This window comes from Streptomyces alfalfae, from assembly GCF_004127445.1.
In the GTDB taxonomy this organism is placed as follows: Bacteria; Actinomycetota; Actinomycetes; order Streptomycetales; family Streptomycetaceae; genus Streptomyces; species Streptomyces alfalfae.
Window position 1 is genome coordinate 45928 of sequence record NZ_QEXM01000047.1, and the last position, 17621, is coordinate 63548.

Here is a 17621-nt window from a genome sequence, read left to right on the forward strand (position 1 = left end):
TCGGCAGAACCACTCCCAGTGGCCGTACTAGGTACCGGCTGGGTCCCCGGCCTCCGACCGGGGGTGTCGCCCTCCATTACCGATGGATCTGAAGAGGGACGTGCTCTGCGTATTGATTACGTGCGTCGCGCGAAACTCTGCGAACTGCAGTCGTGCGTCAGCCCTGGCGCTGCTTGTGGCGCGGGTTGTCGCAGATGATCATGACCCGGCCGTGACGGCGGATCACCCTGCACTTGTCGCAGATCTTCTTGACGCTCGGCTTGACCTTCATTGGGTGAGGTTCTCCGGGTCAGTGCCTCCACCCCGCGCGAACGGGGTGCGGGCAAGATCTACTTGTACCGGTAGACGATCCGGCCACGCGTCAGGTCGTACGGAGACAGCTCCACCACGACCCGGTCGTCAGGGAGGATGCGGATGTAGTGCATGCGCATCTTGCCGCTGATGTGTGCCAGGACCTGGTGGCCGTTCTGGAGCTCCACCTTGAACATGGCGTTCGGAAGAGACTCGACGACAGTGCCTTCGATCTCGATGGCACCTTGCTTCTTGGCCACGCTTCGCCCTTCGAATCGACTACCTTGATCGGCCTCGCACTGGCGCGTCCCCGGATGGAGACACACGGATGCACGAGAGCCGACGCGTCAGTCTACGTCAGCGCACTCGGAAAGACGAATCGAGAAAGTCTGCCCCACGACGAAGATCCTTAAGCAAGGGGGTCACCGAGCGCGCGGGCTTCAGGCCAGCGGGTCCGGCGCCGCGGTGACGCCGTACTCCGCCAGCTTCGCCTTGCCGCAGTCCGGGGCCGTGAGGACCAGGGGGCCCTGCTCCGTGAGGGCGACCGAGTGCTCCCAGTGGGAGGACCAGGTGCCGTCGGTCGTGATGACCGTCCAGTCGTCCTCCAGGACCTCCGTGCGGGGGGTGCCGAGGGAGACCATGGGCTCGATCGCGAGGCAGAGGCCGGGGACCAGCTTGGGGCCCTTGCCGCGGCGGCGCTCGACGTAGTTCAGGAGGTGCGGGTCCATGTGCATCTCGGTGCCGATGCCGTGGCCGCCGTAGTCCTCGACGATGCCGTACTTGCCGCCGCCCGGCTTCGGCTGCCGGCGGATGTACGTCTCGATGGCCCGGGAGATGTCGACGAGCCGGTTGCCCTGCTTCATGGCCGCGATGCCGGCCCACATCGACTCCTCGGTCACCCGGGAGAGCTCGACCAGCTCCGGGGCGTGACCGGAGCCGACGAAGGCGGTGTACGCGGCGTCGCCGTGCCAGCCGTCGACGATGGCGCCGGCGTCGATGGAGATGACGTCCCCGTCCTTCAGGACGGTCTTGTCGTCCGGGATGCCGTGCACGACGACCTCGTTGACCGAGGTGCAGATCGTCGCGGGGAAGCCGCCGTACCCGAGGAAGTTGGACTTCGCCCCGTGCTCGGCGATGACCTTGCGGGCGACGTCGTCCAGGTCCTTCGTGGTCGCGCCGGGCACCACGGCCTCACGGGTCGCGGCGTGGACGGCGGCGACGACAAGGCCCGCCTCACGCATCTTCGCGATCTGCTCGGGGGTCTTGATCTGCACCATGGGGCTTCCGCTCTCCGTCATCCGTCCAACAACCGGCCACGTACACGAACCGACTACGTACACAACACTACGGCCGCGGTCCCCCGAGGGGCACCGCGGCCGAAACAGCGTACTGAACTACTTGTCGCCCTTGAGGGCGTCCATCGCACGCTTGGTGACCTCGTCCACCTTGCCGAGCGCCGAGATCGTCACGACCAGACCCTGGGCCCGGTAGTAGTCGATGATCGGCTCGGTCTGCGTGTGGTAGACCTCCAGACGCTTGCGGACGGTGTCCTCGCTGTCGTCGCCACGCTGGTACAGCTCACCGCCGCAGACGTCGCAGACACCTTCCCGCTTCGGCGGCGAGTACGTCACGTGGAAGACGTGGCTGGACTCGTTGCGGCAGACGCGACGGCCGGCGATCCGCTTGACGACCTCGTCCTCCGGGACCTCCAGGTCCAGGACGGCGTCGAGCTTCACGTCGTCGGCCTTCAGGGCCTCGTCCAGGGACTCCGCCTGCGACACGTTCCGCGGGAAGCCGTCGAGCAGGAAGCCGTTCACGGCGTCCGACTGCGCCATGCGGTCCTTCGCCATGCCGATCGTCACCTCGTCGGGCACCAGGTTCCCGGCGTCCATGTACGCCTTGGCCTGCTTGCCCAGCTCCGTGCCCTGGCTGATGTTGGCACGGAAGAGGTCGCCCGTGGAGATGTGCGGGATCGACAGGTTCTTGGCGAGGAACGCGGCCTGCGTTCCCTTGCCCGCACCGGGCGGCCCGACGAGGACGATTCGCATCAGCGGAGGAACCCTTCGTAATTGCGCTGCTGGAGCTGGCTCTCGATCTGCTTCACGGTTTCCAGACCCACACCCACGATGATGAGGATGCTCGTCCCGCCGAACGGGAAGTTCTGGTTTGCCCCGAAGCCCACCAACGCCATCGTCGGCACAAGAGCGATCAGGCCCAGATACAGCGAACCCGGCCACGTGATCCGGTTGAGTACGTAACTCAGATACTCAGCGGTAGGACGGCCAGCCCGGATGCCCGGGATGAAGCCACCATACTTCTTCATGTTGTCGGCGACTTCCTCGGGGTTGAAGGAGATCGCGACGTAGAAGAAGGCGAAGAAGACGATCAGGATGAAGTACGTGGCGATATAGATCGGGTGGTCACCCGTGGTCAGATTCGCCTCGATCCACTGCTTCCATCCGGAATTGCCACCCGCGAACTGTGCCACGAGAGCCGGGATGTACAGCAGCGAGGAGGCAAAGATCACAGGGATGATGCCCGCCTGGTTCACCTTCAGCGGGATGTACGTCGACGTCCCGCCGTAGGACCTGCGGCCGATCATGCGCTTCGCGTACTGGACCGGGATGCGCCGCTGCGCCTGCTCGACGAAGACCACCAGGCCGACCATGAAGAGGCCGACCGCGATGACGGTGCCGAACTCGATCCAGCCGTCCGCCAGGTCGCCCTGCTCCTTGATGGCCCACAGGGCGCTCGGGAACGTGGCGGCGATCGAGATGAACATCAGGATCGACATGCCGTTGCCGATGCCGCGGTCGGTGATGAGCTCACCGAGCCACATGACGCACGCCGTGCCCGCGGTCATCGTGATCACCATCGTGATGGTGACGAAGATCGACTGGTCGGGGACGATCTCACTGGCGACGGGGCAGCCCTGGAAGAGCGTGCCGGTGCGGGCCGTGGCCACCAGGCCGGTGCCCTGAAGGATCGCGAGCGCGATGGTCAGATAGCGCGTGTACTGCGTGATCTTCGCCGTACCGGCCTGACCCTCCTTCTTGAGGGCCTCGAGCCGCGGGATCACCACGGTCAGCAGCTGCAGGATGATGCTCGCGGTGATGTACGGCATGATGCCGAGCGCGAAGATCGTGATCTGCAGCAGCGCGCCACCGCTGAACATGTTGACGAGACCGAACAGACCCTGGTTCTGACTCTGGTTGTCGATACAGGCCTGGACGTTCTTGTAGCTGACACCGGGGATCGGCACGTGCGTACCCAGCCGGTAGATCACGATGATGCCGAGCGTGAAGAGCAGCTTCTTGCGCAGGTCGGGCGTCTTGAACGCCCGGGCGAACGCGGTGAGCACGGTGCCTCCTGCGACCCCCGCGCGCGTGCGCCAGAGGTGGTGGTCTTGAGGTTCGACGAATACGTATCAGTCAACAAAACCGTGCGGGCAGACCGCACGGAGCTTAGACAGTGCACGCCACCTTACCGGCGACCGTGCCCCCCTTGGAACGACCAACCGGGGATGCCCCTTTTGTGGGGCATCCCCGGATGGGAATCGCTCATGTCATCGACACGTCTGGATGAATCAGACGAGCTCGGTGACGGTACCGCCCGCGGCGGTGATCTTCTCCTTGGCGGAGCCGGAGACGGCGTCGACCGTCACCTGCAGCGCCACGGTGAGCTCACCCTGGCCGAGCACCTTGACGAGGCTGTTCTTGCGAACGGCGCCCTTGGCGACGAGACCCTCGACGGTGACCTCGCCACCCTCCGGGTACAGCGCGCTCAGCTTGTCGAGGTTCACGACCTGGAACTCGGTCTTGAACGGGTTCTTGAAGCCCTTGAGCTTCGGGAGACGCATGTGGAGGGGCATCTGGCCACCCTCGAAGCGCTCCGGAACCTGGTAACGGGCCTTGGTGCCCTTGGTACCACGACCAGCGGTCTTACCCTTGGACGCCTCACCACGACCCACACGGGTCTTGGCGGTCTTGGCGCCCGGGGCGGGCCGGAGGTTGTGGACCTTCAGCGGGTTCTGCTCCGCCATGTCAGTCGACCTCCTCAACCGTCACGAGGTGGCGGACGGTGTGCACCATTCCGCGGAACTCGGGGCGGTCCTCCTTGACGACCTGCGTGTTGATGCCCTTGAGACCAAGGGAGCGCAGGGTGTCGCGGTGGTTCTGCTTGCTGCCGATGTACGACTTCGTCTGCGTGATCTTGAGCTGCGCCATTACGCACCAGCCCCGGCACGCGCACGAAGCAGGGCCGCGGGGGCGACGTCCTCGAGGGGCAGACCGCGGCGGGCCGCGATCTCCTCGGGACGCTGCAGACCCTTGAGGGCCGCCACGGTCGCGTGCACGATGTTGATCGCGTTGTCGGAGCCCAGGGACTTCGACAGGATGTCGTGCACGCCGGCGCACTCGAGCACGGCACGCACCGGGCCACCGGCGATAACACCGGTACCGGGGGAAGCAGGCTTGAGCAGGACGACGCCCGCGGCCTTCTCGCCCTGGATCGGGTGCGGGATGGTGCCCTGGATACGGGGGACCTTGAAGAAGTGCTTCTTGGCCTCCTCAACACCCTTGGCGATGGCGGCCGGCACCTCCTTGGCCTTGCCGTAACCGACACCCACGGTGCCGTCACCGTCGCCCACCACGACCAGCGCGGTGAAGCTGAAGCGACGACCACCCTTCACAACCTTGGCGACACGGTTGATCGCGACGACGCGCTCAACGTATGCGGTCTTCTCGGCGGCAGCGCCACCGTCGCGACCCTTCCGGTCCCGCCGCTCGCCGCCACCGGCACCGCCACCGCGGCGCTGGGGTCCAGCCATTGGAATTACCTCTCTCTGTTTCCGCTAGCTACGCAGCATCGAATAGTCACTGCGCGAACGGGCAGGACTCAGAACTTGAGTCCGGCTTCGCGGGCGGCGTCCGCCAGGGCGGCGATGCGCCCGGCGTACTGGTTACCACCACGGTCGAACACGACAGTCTCGACGCCGGCGGCCTTGGCGCGCTCGGCGACCAGGGCGCCGACCGACTTGGCGGCCGTGGACTTGTCGCCCTCGGCACCGCGGATCGAGGCGTCCAGGGTCGACGCCGACGCAAGGGTGTGACCCTTGATGTCGTCGATGACCTGGGCCACGATGTGGCGGTTCGAGCGCGTCACGACCAGGCGCGGACGCTCAGCCGTACCCGAGATGTGCTTACGGATGCGGATGTGACGACGCTTGATGGCAGCACGCTTGTAAGCGTCGCCCTTAGCAATCTTGACACCGTATGCCATGGCTTACTTACCCGCCTTTCCGACCTTGCGGCGGATGACTTCGCCTTCGTACTTGACGCCCTTGGCCTTGTACGGGTCGGGCTTGCGCAGCTTGCGGATGTTGGCCGCAACCTCGCCGACCTTCTGCTTGTCGATGCCCTCGACCGAGAACTTGGTCGCCGATTCGACCTTGAAGGAGATGCCCTCGGGCGCCTCGATCAGGATCGGGTGGCTGTAGCCGAGCGAGAACTCCAGGTTGGAGCCCTTCGCCAGGACGCGGTAACCGACACCGCTGATTTCGAGCTTCTTCACGTAACCCTGGGTCACGCCGGTGATCATGTTCGCCACCAGCGTGCGGGACAGGCCGTGGAGGGCCTTGTTCTGACGCTCGTCGTTCGGGCGGGTGACGTTCAGAACGCCGTCCTCACCCTTAGCGATCTCGATCGGCGCGACGATGGTGTGGCTCAGGGTGCCCTTGGGACCCTTGACCGCGACCGTCTGGCCGTCGATGGTGACGTCCACGCCGGCGGGAACCGTGATGGGGAGCTTGCCAATACGCGACATTAGCTATTCCTCCGTTCCCGACTACCAGACGTAGGCGAGGACTTCCCCACCTACGCCCTTCTTGCCTGCCTGCTGGCCGGTCAGGAGACCGTGCGACGTGGAGATGATCGCCACGCCGAGGCCGCCGAGGACCTTCGGCAGGTTGGTGGACTTCGCGTAAACCCGGAGACCGGGCTTGGAGATCCGCTTGATGCCCGCGATGGAGCGCTCACGGTTCGGGCCGAACTTCAGCTCGAGAACGAGGTTCTTGCCGACCTCGGCGTCCTCGACCTTCCAGCCCGTGATGAAGCCCTCCTGCTGGAGGATCTCCGCGATGTGAGACTTGATCTTGCTGTGCGGCATCGCCACGGTGTCGTGGTACGCCGAGTTCGCGTTACGCAGACGAGTCAGCATGTCCGCGATCGGATCAGTCATGGTCATGAATTGGCCTTCGGCCTCTCTCGCCGGGGTTTCCTATCTGCGCCATCCCTCTCCCCACTCAGAGGCGGGACGGGTGCGGCGCGGGGACCTACGGCGTAGTAAGTCGGTCAGGGCGGCAGACGCCCAACCCTCCTAGCCTAAGCCATGGAGGGGCGGGCCTCTGCCGACCCTTTACTTACCGAGAGATCCAGGAGTCCTGAAAACCCTTGAAGGGCAGGACTACCAGGAGCTCTTGGTCACGCCCGGCAGCTCGCCACGGTGAGCCATCTCACGAAGGCACACGCGGCAGAGACCGAACTTGCGGTAGACGGAGTGCGGACGGCCGCAGCGCTGGCAGCGGGTGTACGCACGCACACCGAACTTGGGCTTACGAGCAGCCTTGGCAATCAGAGCCTTCTTCGCCATCTCGCTTACGCCTCCTTGAACGGGAAGCCGAGGTGACGAAGGAGCGCACGGCCCTCAGCGTCGTTGGTCGCCGTGGTCACCACGGTGATGTCCATACCCCGGACGCGGTCGATCTTGTCCTGGTCGATCTCGTGGAACATGACCTGCTCCGTGAGACCGAAGGTGTAGTTGCCACGGCCGTCGAACTGCTTGGGGGACAGACCGCGGAAGTCGCGGATGCGCGGCAGCGCGAGCGACAGGGTGCGGTCCAGGAACTCCCACATGCGGTCGCCACGGAGCGTGACGTGGCAGCCGATCGGCTGACCCTCGCGCAGCTTGAACTGCGCGATGGACTTCCGGGCCTTCGTCACGGCCGGCTTCTGGCCGGTGATCGTGGTGAGGTCGCGGATGGCGCCGTCGATCAGCTTCGAGTCACGGGCAGCGTCGCCGACACCCATGTTGACCACGATCTTGACGAGGCCGGGGATCTGCATGACGTTCTCGTACGAGAACTCCTCACGCAGCTTGCCCGCGATCTCCTCGCGGTACTTCGTCTTGAGACGCGGAGTGGTGGTGGTCGTCATCAGATGTCCTCACCCGTCCGCTTGGCAACGCGGATCTTGTTGCCCTCGTCGTCGAAGCGGTAACCGACGCGCGTGACGACCTTGTTGCCGTCCTTCTCCACGACCAGCTGGACGTTGGAGACGTGGACGGGGGCCTCGGTGGTCACGATGCCGCCGGCCTGCGAGCCGCTGGCGGTCGGGCCGGCCTTCGTGTGCTTCTTGACCCGGTTGACACCCTCGACCAGGACGCGCTCGTCGCGCGGGTAAGCGGCAATGACCTTGCCCTGCTTGCCCTTGTCCTTACCGGTGATGACCTGGACCAGGTCGCCCTTCTTGATCTTCATGCTTACAGCACCTCCGGCGCGAGCGAGATGATCTTCATGAACTTCTTCTCGCGCAGCTCACGGCCCACGGGGCCGAAGATACGGGTGCCGCGAGGGTCGCCGTCGTTCTTCAGAATGACGGCGGCGTTCTCGTCGAAGCGGATGTACGAGCCGTCCGGACGGCGGCGCTCCTTGACGGTGCGAACGATGACCGCCTTGACGACGTCACCCTTCTTCACGTTGCCACCGGGGATCGCGTCCTTGACGGTGGCGACGATGACGTCACCGATGCCCGCGTAGCGGCGACCCGAGCCACCGAGAACACGGATGGTGAGAATTTCCTTCGCACCCGTGTTGTCGGCGACGCGCAGTCGCGACTCCTGCTGGATCACGTCTATCTCCTGATTGTCTGCCGGTTCCCCCGGGGCAGTTCAGCGAACTGCCCCGGGAGCCTGGCGGAACGAACTCCGAGGGGGGTGCCCCTCGGAGAATTACTTGGCCTTCTCGAGGATCTCGACGATGCGCCAGCGCTTGGTGGCGGACAGCGGACGCGTCTCCATCAGGAGGACGCGGTCGCCGACGCCGGCAGCGTTCTGCTCGTCGTGCGCCTTGAGCTTGTTCGTACGGCGGATGACCTTGCCGTACAGCGCGTGCTTGACGCGGTCCTCGACGGCGACGACGACGGTCTTGTCCATCTTGTCGCTGACGACCAGGCCCTCACGGGTCTTGCGGAAGCCGCGGGTCTCAGTCTTCTCAGTCACGTTGCTCTCGCTCATCAGGCGCTCTCCACCGTCTCGATGCCCAGCTCGCGCTCACGCATCAGGGTGTAGATCCGCGCGATGTCCTTACGGACGGCCTTGAGCCGGCCGTGGTTCTCGAGCTGACCCGTCGCCGCCTGGAAGCGGAGGTTGAACAGCTCTTCCTTGGCCTCGCGAAGCTTGTTGACAAGCTCCTCGTTGCCCAGCTCGCGCAGCTCGGACGCCTTGGTACCGGCCGACATCACGACTCACCTGCCTCGCGCCGGACGATGCGGCACTTCATCGGAAGCTTGTGAGCAGCGCGGGTGAGCGCCTCACGAGCAATCTTCTCGTTCGGGTAGGACAGCTCGAACATCACCCGACCGGGCTTGACGTTCGCGATCCACCACTCGGGAGAACCCTTACCGGAACCCATGCGGGTCTCGGCGGGCTTCTTGGTGAGCGGACGGTCCGGGTAGATGTTGATCCAGACCTTGCCGCCACGCTTGATGTGGCGGGTCATCGCGATACGAGCCGCCTCGATCTGGCGGTTGGTCACGTACGCCGGAGTGAGGGCCTGAATGCCGTACTCGCCGAACGCAACCTGCGTACCACCCTTGGACATACCGCTGCGCTTCGGGTGGTGCTGCTTGCGGTGCTTGACCCTACGGGGGATCAGCATTTCGGTCAGGCCTCCGTTCCGGTGCTCTCAGCAGCCGGAGCAGCGGCGGGCGCCTCGGCCTTGGGGGCCTCGGCGGCCGGAGCCGACTGCTGCGGCTTGCGACCGCGACCGCCACGCTCGCCACCGCGGCCACCACGGGCCGGGCGGTCGTTGCCACCACGGGCCGGGCGGTTGCCGGCGCGGGCAGCGGCGTTCTCGGCGCGAACCTCGGCGATGTTCTTGACGTCGCCCTTGTAGATCCAGACCTTCACGCCGATGCGGCCGAAGGTCGTCTTGGCCTCGAAGAAGCCGTAGTCGACGTTGGCGCGGAGCGTGTGCAGGGGCACGCGGCCCTCGCGGTAGAACTCCGAGCGCGACATCTCGGCGCCGCCGAGACGGCCACCACACTGGATCTTGATGCCCTTGGCGCCCGCCTTCATCGCCGACTGCATGCTCTTACGCATGGCGCGACGGAAGGAGACGCGGGAGGACAGCTGCTCCGCCACGGCCTGGGCCACGAGCTGAGCGTCGACCTCGGGGTTCTTGACCTCGAGGATGTTCAGCTGGACCTGCTTGCCCGTGAGCTTCTCGAGGTCACCGCGGATGCGGTCGGCCTCGGCGCCACGGCGGCCGATGACGATGCCGGGACGGGCGGTGTGGATGTCCACACGCACGCGGTCACGGGTGCGCTCGATCTCCACCTTCGAGATGCCGGCGCGCTCCATGCCGGACGTCATCATCCGACGGATGGCGACGTCTTCCTTGACGTAGTCCTTGTACAGCTTGTCGGCGTACCAACGCGACTTGAAGTCGGTCGTGACACCGAGCCGGAACCCGTGCGGGTTTACCTTCTGGCCCATTACCGGGTTCCTTCCTTGCTGCTGACGACCACGGTGATGTGGCTGGTCCGCTTACGGATCCGGTAGGCACGGCCCTGGGCACGCGGACGGAACCGCTTCAGGGTCGGGCCCTCATCCACGTACGCCTCGCTGATGACCAGCGAAGAGGCGTCAGAGTGGTCGTAGTTGTGCGCGGCGTTGGCAATGGCGCTGTCCAGCACCTTGCCGACCGGCACGCTCGCGGCCTGCGGGGCGAAACGCAGGACCGCCTGAGCCTCCGTGGCATCCATGCCACGGATGAGGTCCACCACGCGGCGGGCCTTCATGGGCGTGACGCGGATGTACCGCGCCTGGGCCCTGGCTTCCATGGTTGTCCCTTCGGTGTTAGTCATAGTCGTTCCACCCCGCGCTAGCGGCGCTTCGACTTCCGGTCGTCCTTGACGTGGCCGCGGAAGGTGCGAGTCGGCGAGAACTCGCCGAGCTTGTGGCCGACCATCGACTCGGTGACGAACACCGGGATGTGGGTCTTGCCGTTGTGCACCGCGATCGTGTGACCCAGCATGCTGGGGACGATCATCGAGCGACGGGACCAGGTCTTGATGACGTTCTTGGTGCCGGCTTCGTTCTGGGCGTCCACCTTCTTTACGAGGTGGTCGTCGACGAAGGGCCCCTTCTTGAGACTGCGCGGCATCTAAACCCGCTCCTAGCGCTTCTTGTTCGACTTGCGGCGGCGGACGATGTACTTGTTGCTCGCCTTGTTGCGATCACGAGTACGACCCTCCTTCTGGCCCCACGGCGAGACCGGGTGGCGACCACCGGAGGTCTTGCCCTCACCACCACCGTGCGGGTGGTCGACCGGGTTCATCACGACACCACGCACGGTCGGGCGGACGCCCTTCCAGCGCATACGGCCGGCCTTGCCCCAGTTGATGTTCGACTGCTCGGCGTTGCCGACCTCGCCGATGGTGGCGCGGCAGCGGACGTCGACCAGGCGGATCTCACCGGACGGCATGCGAAGGTGCGCCATGGCGCCTTCCTTCGCGAGCAGCTGCACGGAGGCACCCGCGGAGCGGGCGAACTTCGCGCCGCCGCCGGGCCGCAGCTCGATGGCGTGGATGGTCGTACCGACCGGGATGTTGCGCAGCGCCATGTTGTTGCCGGGCTTGATGTCGGCGCCGGGGCCGCTCTCAATCCGGTCACCCTGCTGCGTGCCGCGCGGGGCGAGGATGTAGCGCTTCTCGCCGTCCGCGTAGTGCAGCAGCGCGATGCGCGCGGTGCGGTTGGGGTCGTACTCGATGTGCGCGACCTTGGCCGGCACGCCGTCCTTGTCGTGGCGACGGAAGTCGATGACGCGGTAGGCGCGCTTGTGTCCGCCACCCTGGTGGCGAACGGTGATCCGACCGGCGTTGTTACGGCCGCCCTTGCTGTGCAGCGGGCGAACCAGCGACTTCTCCGGCGTGGACCGCGTTACCTCGACGAAGTCGGCTACGGAGGAGCCACGGCGGCCCGGCGTAGTCGGCTTGTACTTGCGGATTCCCATTTCTCAGTCCTCGTCCGATATTCGGACCAGGGCGCTCCGTTAGGAGGCCTGGCCGAAGATGTCGATACGGTCGCCCTCAGCAAGGGTCACGATGGCGCGCTTGGTGTCGGCACGCTTGCCGAAACCGGTGCGCGTACGCTTCCGCTTGCCCTGACGGTTGATCGTGTTGACGCCGGTGACCTTGACCGAGAAGACCGCTTCGACGGCCTGCTTGATCTGGGTCTTGTTGGCGCCCGGAGCCACGATGAACGTGTACTTGCCCTCGTCGAGCAGCGCGTACGACTTCTCGGAGACGACCGGCTTGACGAGGACGTCGCGCGGGTCCGAGAAGGACTTGCTCAGCGGGGTGGGCTCAACGGCGATCTTGCCCTCGGTCGCGATGCGCTTCGCCTTGGCGACACGCGCGGCCTTGGCGGCCTTCGCAGCCTTGGACGCGATGCTCTGGTGACGAATAGCCATCAGGCTTCGCTCCCTTCGGTCTCATTGGCCTTGGGGCCAGACACGAAGGACTCGAAGGCGGCCTTGGTGAAGACCACGTCGTCCGAGACGAGCACGTCGTACGTGTTCAGCTGGCCCGGCTCCAGGATGTGCACCTGGGGCAGGTTGCGGGCGGAGAGCAGCGAGGCCTCGTCCGAGCGCTCGATGACCAGGAGCACGTTCTTGCGCTCACTGACCTTGCCGAGCAGGCTCTTGGCGGCCTTCGTGGAGATCTCGCCCTCGACCACGCCGGTGACGACGTGGATGCGGGAGTTGCGCGCCCGGTCGGTGAGGGCGTGACGCAGGGCGGCAGCCTTCATCTTCTTCGGGGTGCGCTGGGAGTAGTCACGCGGCACGGGGCCGTGGACGACGCCACCGCCGGCGAACTGCGGCGCACGGGTCGAACCCTGGCGCGCGCGGCCGGTGCCCTTCTGGCGGTAAGGCTTCTTGCCACCACCACGGACTTCACCGCGGGTCTTGGTCTTGTGCGTGCCCTGACGGGCCGCGGCCAGCTGCGCGACGACGACCTGGTGGATCAGCGGAATGCTGATCTTCTCGACGTCGAAGATCTCCGCGGGGAGCTCGACCGTCCCGGTCTTGTCGCCTGCCGGCGAAAGGATGTCAATGGTGCTCATGGGTTACCTCAGGCCCCCTTGGCCGCGGTACGGACCAGGACGAGGCCGCCGTTCGGACCGGGGACCGCGCCCTTGATGAGCAGCAGACCCTTCTCCGCGTCAACGGCGTGGACGGTCAGGTTCTGGGTGGTGACCCGCTCGTTGCCCATGCGACCCGCCATGCGCATGCCCTTGAAGACACGGCCGGGAGTGGCACAGCCACCGATGGAACCGGGCTTGCGGTGCACGCGGTGGGCACCGTGGGAGGCCTTGCCGCCGTGGAAGTTGTGACGCTTCATCACACCGGCGAAGCCCTTGCCCTTGCTCTTGCCGGTGACGTCGACCTTGATACCGGCCTCGAACGTCTCGGCAGTCAGCTCCTGGCCGAGGGTGTACTCGCTGGCGCCAGCGGTACGGATCTCGACGAGGTGGCGACGGGGGGTCACGTCGGCCTTGGCGAAGTGGCCCTTGAGGGGCTTGTTCACCTTGCGCGGGTCGATCTCGCCGAAGGCGATCTGGACCGACTCGTAGCCGTCGCTGTCATTCGTACGGACCTGGGTAACGACGCAGGGCCCGGCCTTGACCACGGTCACCGGGACGACACGGTTGTTCTCGTCCCAGACCTGGGTCATGCCGAGCTTCTCGCCCAGGATGCCCTTGATCTGCTTGGTCATCTTCTTCGCGCCCTTCAGAGCTTGATCTCGATGTCAACGCCGGCCGGAAGGTCCAGGCGCATCAGCGAGTCAACGGTCTTGGGCGTCGGGTCGAGGATGTCGATCAGGCGCTTGTGCGTGCGCATCTCGAAGTGCTCGCGCGAGTCCTTGTACTTGTGCGGCGACTTGATGACGCAGTACACGTTCTTCTCAGTGGGCAGCGGCACCGGGCCCGCGACCGACGCACCAGTGCGAGTCACCGTCTCGACGATCTTCTTCGCCGAGGAGTCGATGACCTCGTGGTCGTAGGCCTTGAGCCGGATGCGGATCTTCTGTCCCGCCATGGCTACTTAGTAGTCCTTTGTCTCGAACGCTCTGGCTCCCGCTAGGCCCTTTTTTCTACTTCCTCCGACCCACGCGGTCGGGCGTGTCGCAGTCCCGCTCACACAGTTCTCCCGAAGGAGAATCCCTGCTAGGGGCTGCGGCCCTGATGACCGCGGGTCCGGGGGAAGAAACCCACCGGGCGCCTGGCTGAACCACCGCGCTGCGCTTCCCGAAAGATTCCCGTACGTCCGCCGAAGCGCTGCCTACGGACCCTGTGGGGCCCTTCGGCAGATAAGGCGACGAGTACTGTGGGACTCGCTTCCGGTCCTCCCGGCGGGAGGCGCGCAGCATCGGCACTCAACCGAGCAACCATGACAGTCTGCCATACGGGGCATGCCCGGTGCCAATCGAGCCGTAGAGCGTACCCGGTGGGTGACGGAGATCAAACCCGGGGCGGGGCCGCCACGAGGCCGTCGGGCAGGGTGAACCGTGACCGACGGCCGCCCGACGAGACGGAAAGCACCATGCCGAGCGAAGCACCCGCGCCGGGACCGCGCTTTGTCCCCCGCCGCCCCATCAACCCCCGATTCGCGGACGACATGGCGTCCTCGCGGGTCAGCGGCCCGGCGCAGTACGCCTCCGAGACCGCGCGCCCGGTCCGGTACCTCGCCCTGGCCGACGAGCGCGGCGTGGTCACCACGTACGTGTGGGCGTGCGACGAGGACGACGCCGCGGGGTGGATCGTCCGCGGGGACGCCGGGACGCGGGCCCGCGACGACACCCGCTGGATGCTGGCCCTGCGCGAGGGCAAGGCGCGGGGGGTGGCGCCCACGGTGGTCCTGGCAGAGCTGGCCGCCTCACCGGCGGCGGCGCCGGGGTCGCTGACGACGGCTCCGAGCCTGGCGGGCCTGTACGGCCTGGCGGACCTGCCGCCGCGCGCCCCTCGGTGGCGGTCGGCGCACGGAGCCCTGCTGGGCCTGGCCCTGGGCGACGCGATGGGCCACCCCCTGTCGTCCCTCTCCCTGGACCGCATCGGGGAGGTCTACGGCGCCTGGGAGTCGATGGAGCTGCCGCTGTCCGCCGACGGCGCCGTCCGTGTCTCCGACCAGACGCAGCTGTCGCTGGCGGTCGGCGAGGCGCTCGCGGGGGTGGCGGTCCCGGCCCGGCTCCCGGAGGCGGAGGCACGCCGGGCCCTGACGACGCGCGGCGCGCTCCCGGCCCCGCCGTGGCTGACCCCGCCGGCGGTGACGACGGCCCTGCGCACGCACCTGGTCCGCTGGCGGTACGCCCCGGACAACGACCGCTCCCCCGGCCGTACGACGCTGAACGCCTGCGAGGCCCTGGCGTCCCCGGTCCCCTGGCAGGAGGCGACGGCAGCCGGGTCGAAGGGCTGCGCGGCGGTGGTGCGGGCGGCCGTGGTGGGCCTGACGCCGTACCTGTCGGACGACCAGCGCTCGGGCATCGCCCAACTCCAGGCGGCGCTCACGCACGGCCACCCCACCGCCCTGGCGGCGAGCGACCTGGCGGCACACGCGGTGCACCTGCTGAGGCACCGCTGCTCCCCCGCCGACCTCCTGCCGGAGCTGCGCGCCCACGCGGAGGCGTCCCGCCACACGTACCGCGCGGACTGGCTGGGCGATCTGGCTACCCGGGCCGACGCCGCGTCGTTCACCGCGATGGGCTGGGACGAGTGCGTGGCGGCGCTGGACGCGGCGGAGACCGCCCTGCACAGCGGAGCGGAGCCCGGCAGGGCGGTGGGCGCGGCATGGACCTCCGACGACGTCCTGGGCGGCGCGCTGTACGCCTACCTGTCCACGGACGCCCACCCCCGCTACGCCCTGCGCCGCGCCTGCCACACCTCGGGCCCCTCGGCGGCGACGGCGGCCCTGGCGGGCACGCTGGCGGGGGCCCACCGGGGACCGTCGGGGTGGCCGCCGGAGTGGGTGGCGGCGGTGGAGTACGGGGACCGGCTGGGGGCGCTGGCCGGGGCGTGGGACCGGGACTGAGCGGCGGGGCCGCGCCGCTGGCCGCGCTGAGCCGCGCTCTGTGCTGGCGGTCGCCGACGCTCCCGCTCACGGGCCCCGGAATCAGCTCCCGGCGGCGTAGGTCAGGAACTCCGCCCACGCCGTGTCACCTACGGTGAGGCGGGGCCCCTGGATGACCTTGGAGTCACGGACGTGGACAGCGCTGGGGGCGTGGGCCACCTCGACGCAGTCGGGCTCGTTGCTGTTGCTGCTGTAGCTGCTCTTGAACCAGGCCGGTTCAGACGAGTCTCCGACGGAAGTCTTGCGGATCATGTCTCTCCCAGAACCTGCTCGATGAAGGCCTTCGACTCCCCTGGCGCGAGAGCCTGAGCCCGGATGATGCCACACCGCAGTTCGATGATGCGGAGCTGCTTCAGTTCGGAGACAGGGCGGCTGCCGAACTCACCCTCGGACCGGCCGACCGCTGTACCGTCCCGGAACTTCAGCACCTGCATCTCACCGCTCATGCCCGCGTGATCTTCACGGGCCGTCGGCATCACCTGGATCTCGACAGCCCTCAACTCCGCGAGCTCCAGCAGCCGTTCAAGCTGCCGTCGCAACACAAGCTTGCCCCCGACCGGGCGCCGCAGCGTCACCTCCTCCTGTACGAAGTTGAGCGCCGGGGCAGGCTTCCGCTCGAAGACCGACTGCCTGGCCAGTCGCGCGGCGACGAGTTGCTCCATGCGCTCCTGCTCCAGCGCCGGGCGGCGCATCGCGAACAACGCCCGCGCGTACTCCCGCGTCTGCAACAACCCGTGCAGGTTGTGATTGCCGTAAGCGGTCAGCTCAACTGCCTGCGCCTCCATCCGCGCCAGATCCCGAACCCTCTTCGGATACCTGGCCTCCGCCACGTCCCCCTTCATCGCCGCGACGGAGCCCCCCGCCCCCAGCACCTCATCCGCCTTGTCCAGGTACTCGGCCCGAGGAATCCGCGTCCCGCCCTCGACCTTGTAGACGAGTCCTTCCCCGTACCCCATGGCCGCAGCGAACTCGGCGGCGCGCATGCCGGCGGCCTCCCGCCGGGCCCGCAGCTGCCGCCCGACGAACGCGACGATCGCCGCGCCCTGCTCGTCCTCCGGGTCGACCTCCCAGCCGGGCTCCTCCGGCTCCCGCTCACCCTCCGCCGCCGTCGACCGTTCCACGCGACCGCCTCCCGCCTCGTCGAGCCTCCGCTACGTACGGTCAACGCCGTACGCACCCGGTTCGGCTCGCTGTACAGCCGGTACAGCGCTGGACAGAGCCCGTACAGTCACCGTACGCAGCGGCGATGTCACTGAGCAGCGTAGAAGGAAGGGGCCACGCTGAGTAGCGTGAACCGAGAAGCCGCCGAACTGGCCCGCACCACACGTCACTTCCATGTCCTGCTCTCCCCCACGCCCCGCGGGGCCCGCCTCGCGCGCCTCCTCGCGACCGAGCAGTTGCGCTCCTGGGGGCTGCCCCTGGACCCGGCCCGCCAGATCGTCGCGGAGCTGTCCGCCAACGCCGCCGCGCACGGCCGTGTCCCCGGCCGTGACTTCCGGCTGGGCCTCTACGCGACAGCCCGCGTACTCCGCGTCGAGGTCACGGACACCTGCCCCGAACGCCTTCCCTCGCCCCGGCGTCCCGAGGCGGCGTCGGAGTCGGGGCGGGGTCTGCTCCTGGTGGAAGCGCTGGCCCACCGCTGGGGCGTGGCAGAGGGCCCGTACCCCCGGAAGACCGTCTGGGCGGAGCTGAGCCTCGCGGCGCCGGAACGCGATTCCCCGTGCTCCGGTGGCGGTGGCGCCTAACCCCTGGACAACCGGGAGGGAAAGAAGCGCCAACGGCCGTCGCGCATATGCCACGACGCCGCACCTCCGGACATACGACGGCCCCCGCCGGGACTGGCATCCCATAGGGCGAGGGCCTGACCACCAAGGAAGAAGACAGCTTCCCGGTGGACACCCGAAACCCGAGCGCGCCCACGCGCGCC

Annotated in this window: 30 protein-coding genes; 2 read left to right on the forward strand and 28 right to left on the reverse strand. The window is 67.3% G+C overall.

All coding sequences use genetic code 11. From position 1 onward, the window contains the following. Window positions 1-157: 157 nt before the first annotated feature. The 26 genes from rpmJ to rpsJ form a co-directional block, all read right to left on the reverse strand. A complete protein-coding gene (rpmJ, locus tag DCW30_RS29390) occupies window positions 158-271 on the reverse strand; it encodes a 50S ribosomal protein L36 (RefSeq protein WP_003948619.1) in 114 nt (37 codons plus the stop codon). A 58-nt stretch (window positions 272-329) separates the two neighbouring features. After that, the gene (gene infA, locus DCW30_RS29395; RefSeq protein WP_003948620.1) at window positions 330-551 is read right to left on the reverse strand and encodes a translation initiation factor IF-1; all 222 of its coding nucleotides are present in this window, start codon (window positions 549-551) and stop codon (window positions 330-332) included. Between the two features lie 180 nt (window positions 552-731). Beyond that, entirely contained in the window at window positions 732-1568 is an 837-nt protein-coding gene (gene map / locus DCW30_RS29400) for a type I methionyl aminopeptidase (protein ID WP_076684964.1), read from the reverse strand. Between the two features lie 117 nt (window positions 1569-1685). Beyond that, on the reverse strand, window positions 1686-2339 hold the full coding sequence (locus DCW30_RS29405; protein WP_076684965.1) for an adenylate kinase: 654 nt from the start codon (window positions 2337-2339) through the stop codon (window positions 1686-1688). Further along, complete coding sequence (gene secY, locus DCW30_RS29410; protein ID WP_062775152.1) at window positions 2339-3652, reverse strand: preprotein translocase subunit SecY; 1314 nt, start codon at window positions 3650-3652, stop codon at window positions 2339-2341. The genes DCW30_RS29405 and secY overlap by 1 nt, the downstream gene beginning before the upstream one ends. A 225-nt stretch (window positions 3653-3877) precedes the next feature. After that, complete coding sequence (gene rplO, locus DCW30_RS29415; RefSeq protein WP_062775150.1) at window positions 3878-4333, reverse strand: 50S ribosomal protein L15; 456 nt, start codon at window positions 4331-4333, stop codon at window positions 3878-3880. A 1-nt stretch (window position 4334) separates the two neighbouring features. Next, window positions 4335-4517, reverse strand: a complete 183-nt coding sequence (rpmD, locus tag DCW30_RS29420) for a 50S ribosomal protein L30 (protein WP_005481207.1) — start codon at window positions 4515-4517, stop codon at window positions 4335-4337. Further along, entirely contained in the window at window positions 4517-5119 is a 603-nt protein-coding gene (rpsE, locus tag DCW30_RS29425) for a 30S ribosomal protein S5 (protein WP_055553512.1), read from the reverse strand. The genes rpmD and rpsE overlap by 1 nt, the downstream gene beginning before the upstream one ends. A gap of 68 nt (window positions 5120-5187) precedes the next feature. Beyond that, on the reverse strand, window positions 5188-5571 hold the full coding sequence (gene rplR, locus DCW30_RS29430) for a 50S ribosomal protein L18 (RefSeq protein WP_062775147.1): 384 nt from the start codon (window positions 5569-5571) through the stop codon (window positions 5188-5190). A gap of 3 nt (window positions 5572-5574) precedes the next feature. After that, window positions 5575-6114 carry a 50S ribosomal protein L6 gene (gene rplF, locus DCW30_RS29435; protein WP_055527119.1) on the reverse strand — a complete coding sequence of 180 codons (540 nt, stop codon included), beginning with the start codon at window positions 6112-6114 and terminating at the stop codon, window positions 5575-5577. 21 nt (window positions 6115-6135) lie between these two features. Further along, window positions 6136-6534, reverse strand: coding sequence for a 30S ribosomal protein S8 (gene rpsH, locus DCW30_RS29440; protein WP_018528360.1), 399 nt, complete (start codon window positions 6532-6534; stop codon window positions 6136-6138). A 219-nt stretch (window positions 6535-6753) separates the two neighbouring features. After that, entirely contained in the window at window positions 6754-6939 is a 186-nt protein-coding gene (locus tag DCW30_RS29450; protein WP_003956452.1) for a type Z 30S ribosomal protein S14, read from the reverse strand. Between the two features lie 5 nt (window positions 6940-6944). Then, window positions 6945-7502, reverse strand: coding sequence for a 50S ribosomal protein L5 (gene rplE / locus DCW30_RS29455; RefSeq protein ID WP_062775145.1), 558 nt, complete (start codon window positions 7500-7502; stop codon window positions 6945-6947). Beyond that, window positions 7502-7825, reverse strand: coding sequence for a 50S ribosomal protein L24 (gene rplX / locus DCW30_RS29460; RefSeq protein ID WP_016645174.1), 324 nt, complete (start codon window positions 7823-7825; stop codon window positions 7502-7504). The genes rplE and rplX overlap by 1 nt, the downstream gene beginning before the upstream one ends. 2 nt (window positions 7826-7827) lie before the next feature. After that, on the reverse strand, window positions 7828-8196 hold the full coding sequence (gene rplN / locus DCW30_RS29465; protein ID WP_003974257.1) for a 50S ribosomal protein L14: 369 nt from the start codon (window positions 8194-8196) through the stop codon (window positions 7828-7830). Window positions 8197-8295: 99 nt separating this feature from the next. Next, the gene (rpsQ, locus tag DCW30_RS29470) at window positions 8296-8580 is read right to left on the reverse strand and encodes a 30S ribosomal protein S17 (protein ID WP_062775142.1); all 285 of its coding nucleotides are present in this window, start codon (window positions 8578-8580) and stop codon (window positions 8296-8298) included. Next, window positions 8580-8804 (reverse strand): 50S ribosomal protein L29, encoded by a 225-nt coding sequence (gene rpmC / locus DCW30_RS29475; RefSeq protein WP_006347226.1) that lies wholly within the window; start codon window positions 8802-8804, stop codon window positions 8580-8582. The genes rpsQ and rpmC overlap by 1 nt, the downstream gene beginning before the upstream one ends. Further along, window positions 8804-9223, reverse strand: coding sequence for a 50S ribosomal protein L16 (gene rplP / locus DCW30_RS29480; protein WP_014047785.1), 420 nt, complete (start codon window positions 9221-9223; stop codon window positions 8804-8806). The genes rpmC and rplP overlap by 1 nt, the downstream gene beginning before the upstream one ends. A 5-nt stretch (window positions 9224-9228) precedes the next feature. Continuing rightward, entirely contained in the window at window positions 9229-10062 is an 834-nt protein-coding gene (gene rpsC, locus DCW30_RS29485) for a 30S ribosomal protein S3 (RefSeq protein WP_055564829.1), read from the reverse strand. Beyond that, the gene (gene rplV, locus DCW30_RS29490) at window positions 10062-10409 is read right to left on the reverse strand and encodes a 50S ribosomal protein L22 (protein ID WP_016645177.1); all 348 of its coding nucleotides are present in this window, start codon (window positions 10407-10409) and stop codon (window positions 10062-10064) included. Before rplV ends, rpsC begins: the two co-directional genes overlap by 1 nt. Before the next feature lie 41 nt (window positions 10410-10450). Further along, window positions 10451-10732, reverse strand: a complete 282-nt coding sequence (rpsS, locus tag DCW30_RS29495; protein ID WP_062775140.1) for a 30S ribosomal protein S19 — start codon at window positions 10730-10732, stop codon at window positions 10451-10453. Window positions 10733-10744: 12 nt separating this feature from the next. After that, on the reverse strand, window positions 10745-11581 hold the full coding sequence (rplB, locus tag DCW30_RS29500) for a 50S ribosomal protein L2 (protein WP_062775138.1): 837 nt from the start codon (window positions 11579-11581) through the stop codon (window positions 10745-10747). Window positions 11582-11620: 39 nt separating this feature from the next. Then, a complete protein-coding gene (gene rplW, locus DCW30_RS29505; protein ID WP_055564827.1) occupies window positions 11621-12040 on the reverse strand; it encodes a 50S ribosomal protein L23 in 420 nt (139 codons plus the stop codon). Next, entirely contained in the window at window positions 12040-12693 is a 654-nt protein-coding gene (rplD, locus tag DCW30_RS29510) for a 50S ribosomal protein L4 (protein ID WP_062775135.1), read from the reverse strand. The genes rplW and rplD overlap by 1 nt, the downstream gene beginning before the upstream one ends. Before the next feature lie 8 nt (window positions 12694-12701). Continuing rightward, window positions 12702-13346 (reverse strand): 50S ribosomal protein L3, encoded by a 645-nt coding sequence (gene rplC / locus DCW30_RS29515; RefSeq protein ID WP_030782583.1) that lies wholly within the window; start codon window positions 13344-13346, stop codon window positions 12702-12704. Window positions 13347-13360: 14 nt separating this feature from the next. Beyond that, the gene (rpsJ, locus tag DCW30_RS29520; RefSeq protein WP_003948644.1) at window positions 13361-13669 is read right to left on the reverse strand and encodes a 30S ribosomal protein S10; all 309 of its coding nucleotides are present in this window, start codon (window positions 13667-13669) and stop codon (window positions 13361-13363) included. 504 nt (window positions 13670-14173) lie between these two features. On the opposite strand from rpsJ, the gene DCW30_RS37975 reads away from it, so the two are divergent. Then, window positions 14174-15655, forward strand: coding sequence for an ADP-ribosylglycohydrolase family protein (locus tag DCW30_RS37975; RefSeq protein WP_261340874.1), 1482 nt, complete (start codon window positions 14174-14176; stop codon window positions 15653-15655). Between the two features lie 81 nt (window positions 15656-15736). On the opposite strand, the gene DCW30_RS29530 is transcribed toward DCW30_RS37975, so the two are convergent. Further along, entirely contained in the window at window positions 15737-15946 is a 210-nt protein-coding gene (locus tag DCW30_RS29530; protein WP_076684967.1) for a DUF397 domain-containing protein, read from the reverse strand. After that, complete coding sequence (locus tag DCW30_RS29535; protein WP_076684968.1) at window positions 15943-16815, reverse strand: helix-turn-helix domain-containing protein; 873 nt, start codon at window positions 16813-16815, stop codon at window positions 15943-15945. The genes DCW30_RS29530 and DCW30_RS29535 overlap by 4 nt, the downstream gene beginning before the upstream one ends. Before the next feature lie 168 nt (window positions 16816-16983). On the opposite strand from DCW30_RS29535, the gene DCW30_RS29540 reads away from it, so the two are divergent. Continuing rightward, window positions 16984-17439 (forward strand): ATP-binding protein, encoded by a 456-nt coding sequence (locus DCW30_RS29540; RefSeq protein WP_076684969.1) that lies wholly within the window; start codon window positions 16984-16986, stop codon window positions 17437-17439. Window positions 17440-17621 lie beyond the last annotated feature (182 nt).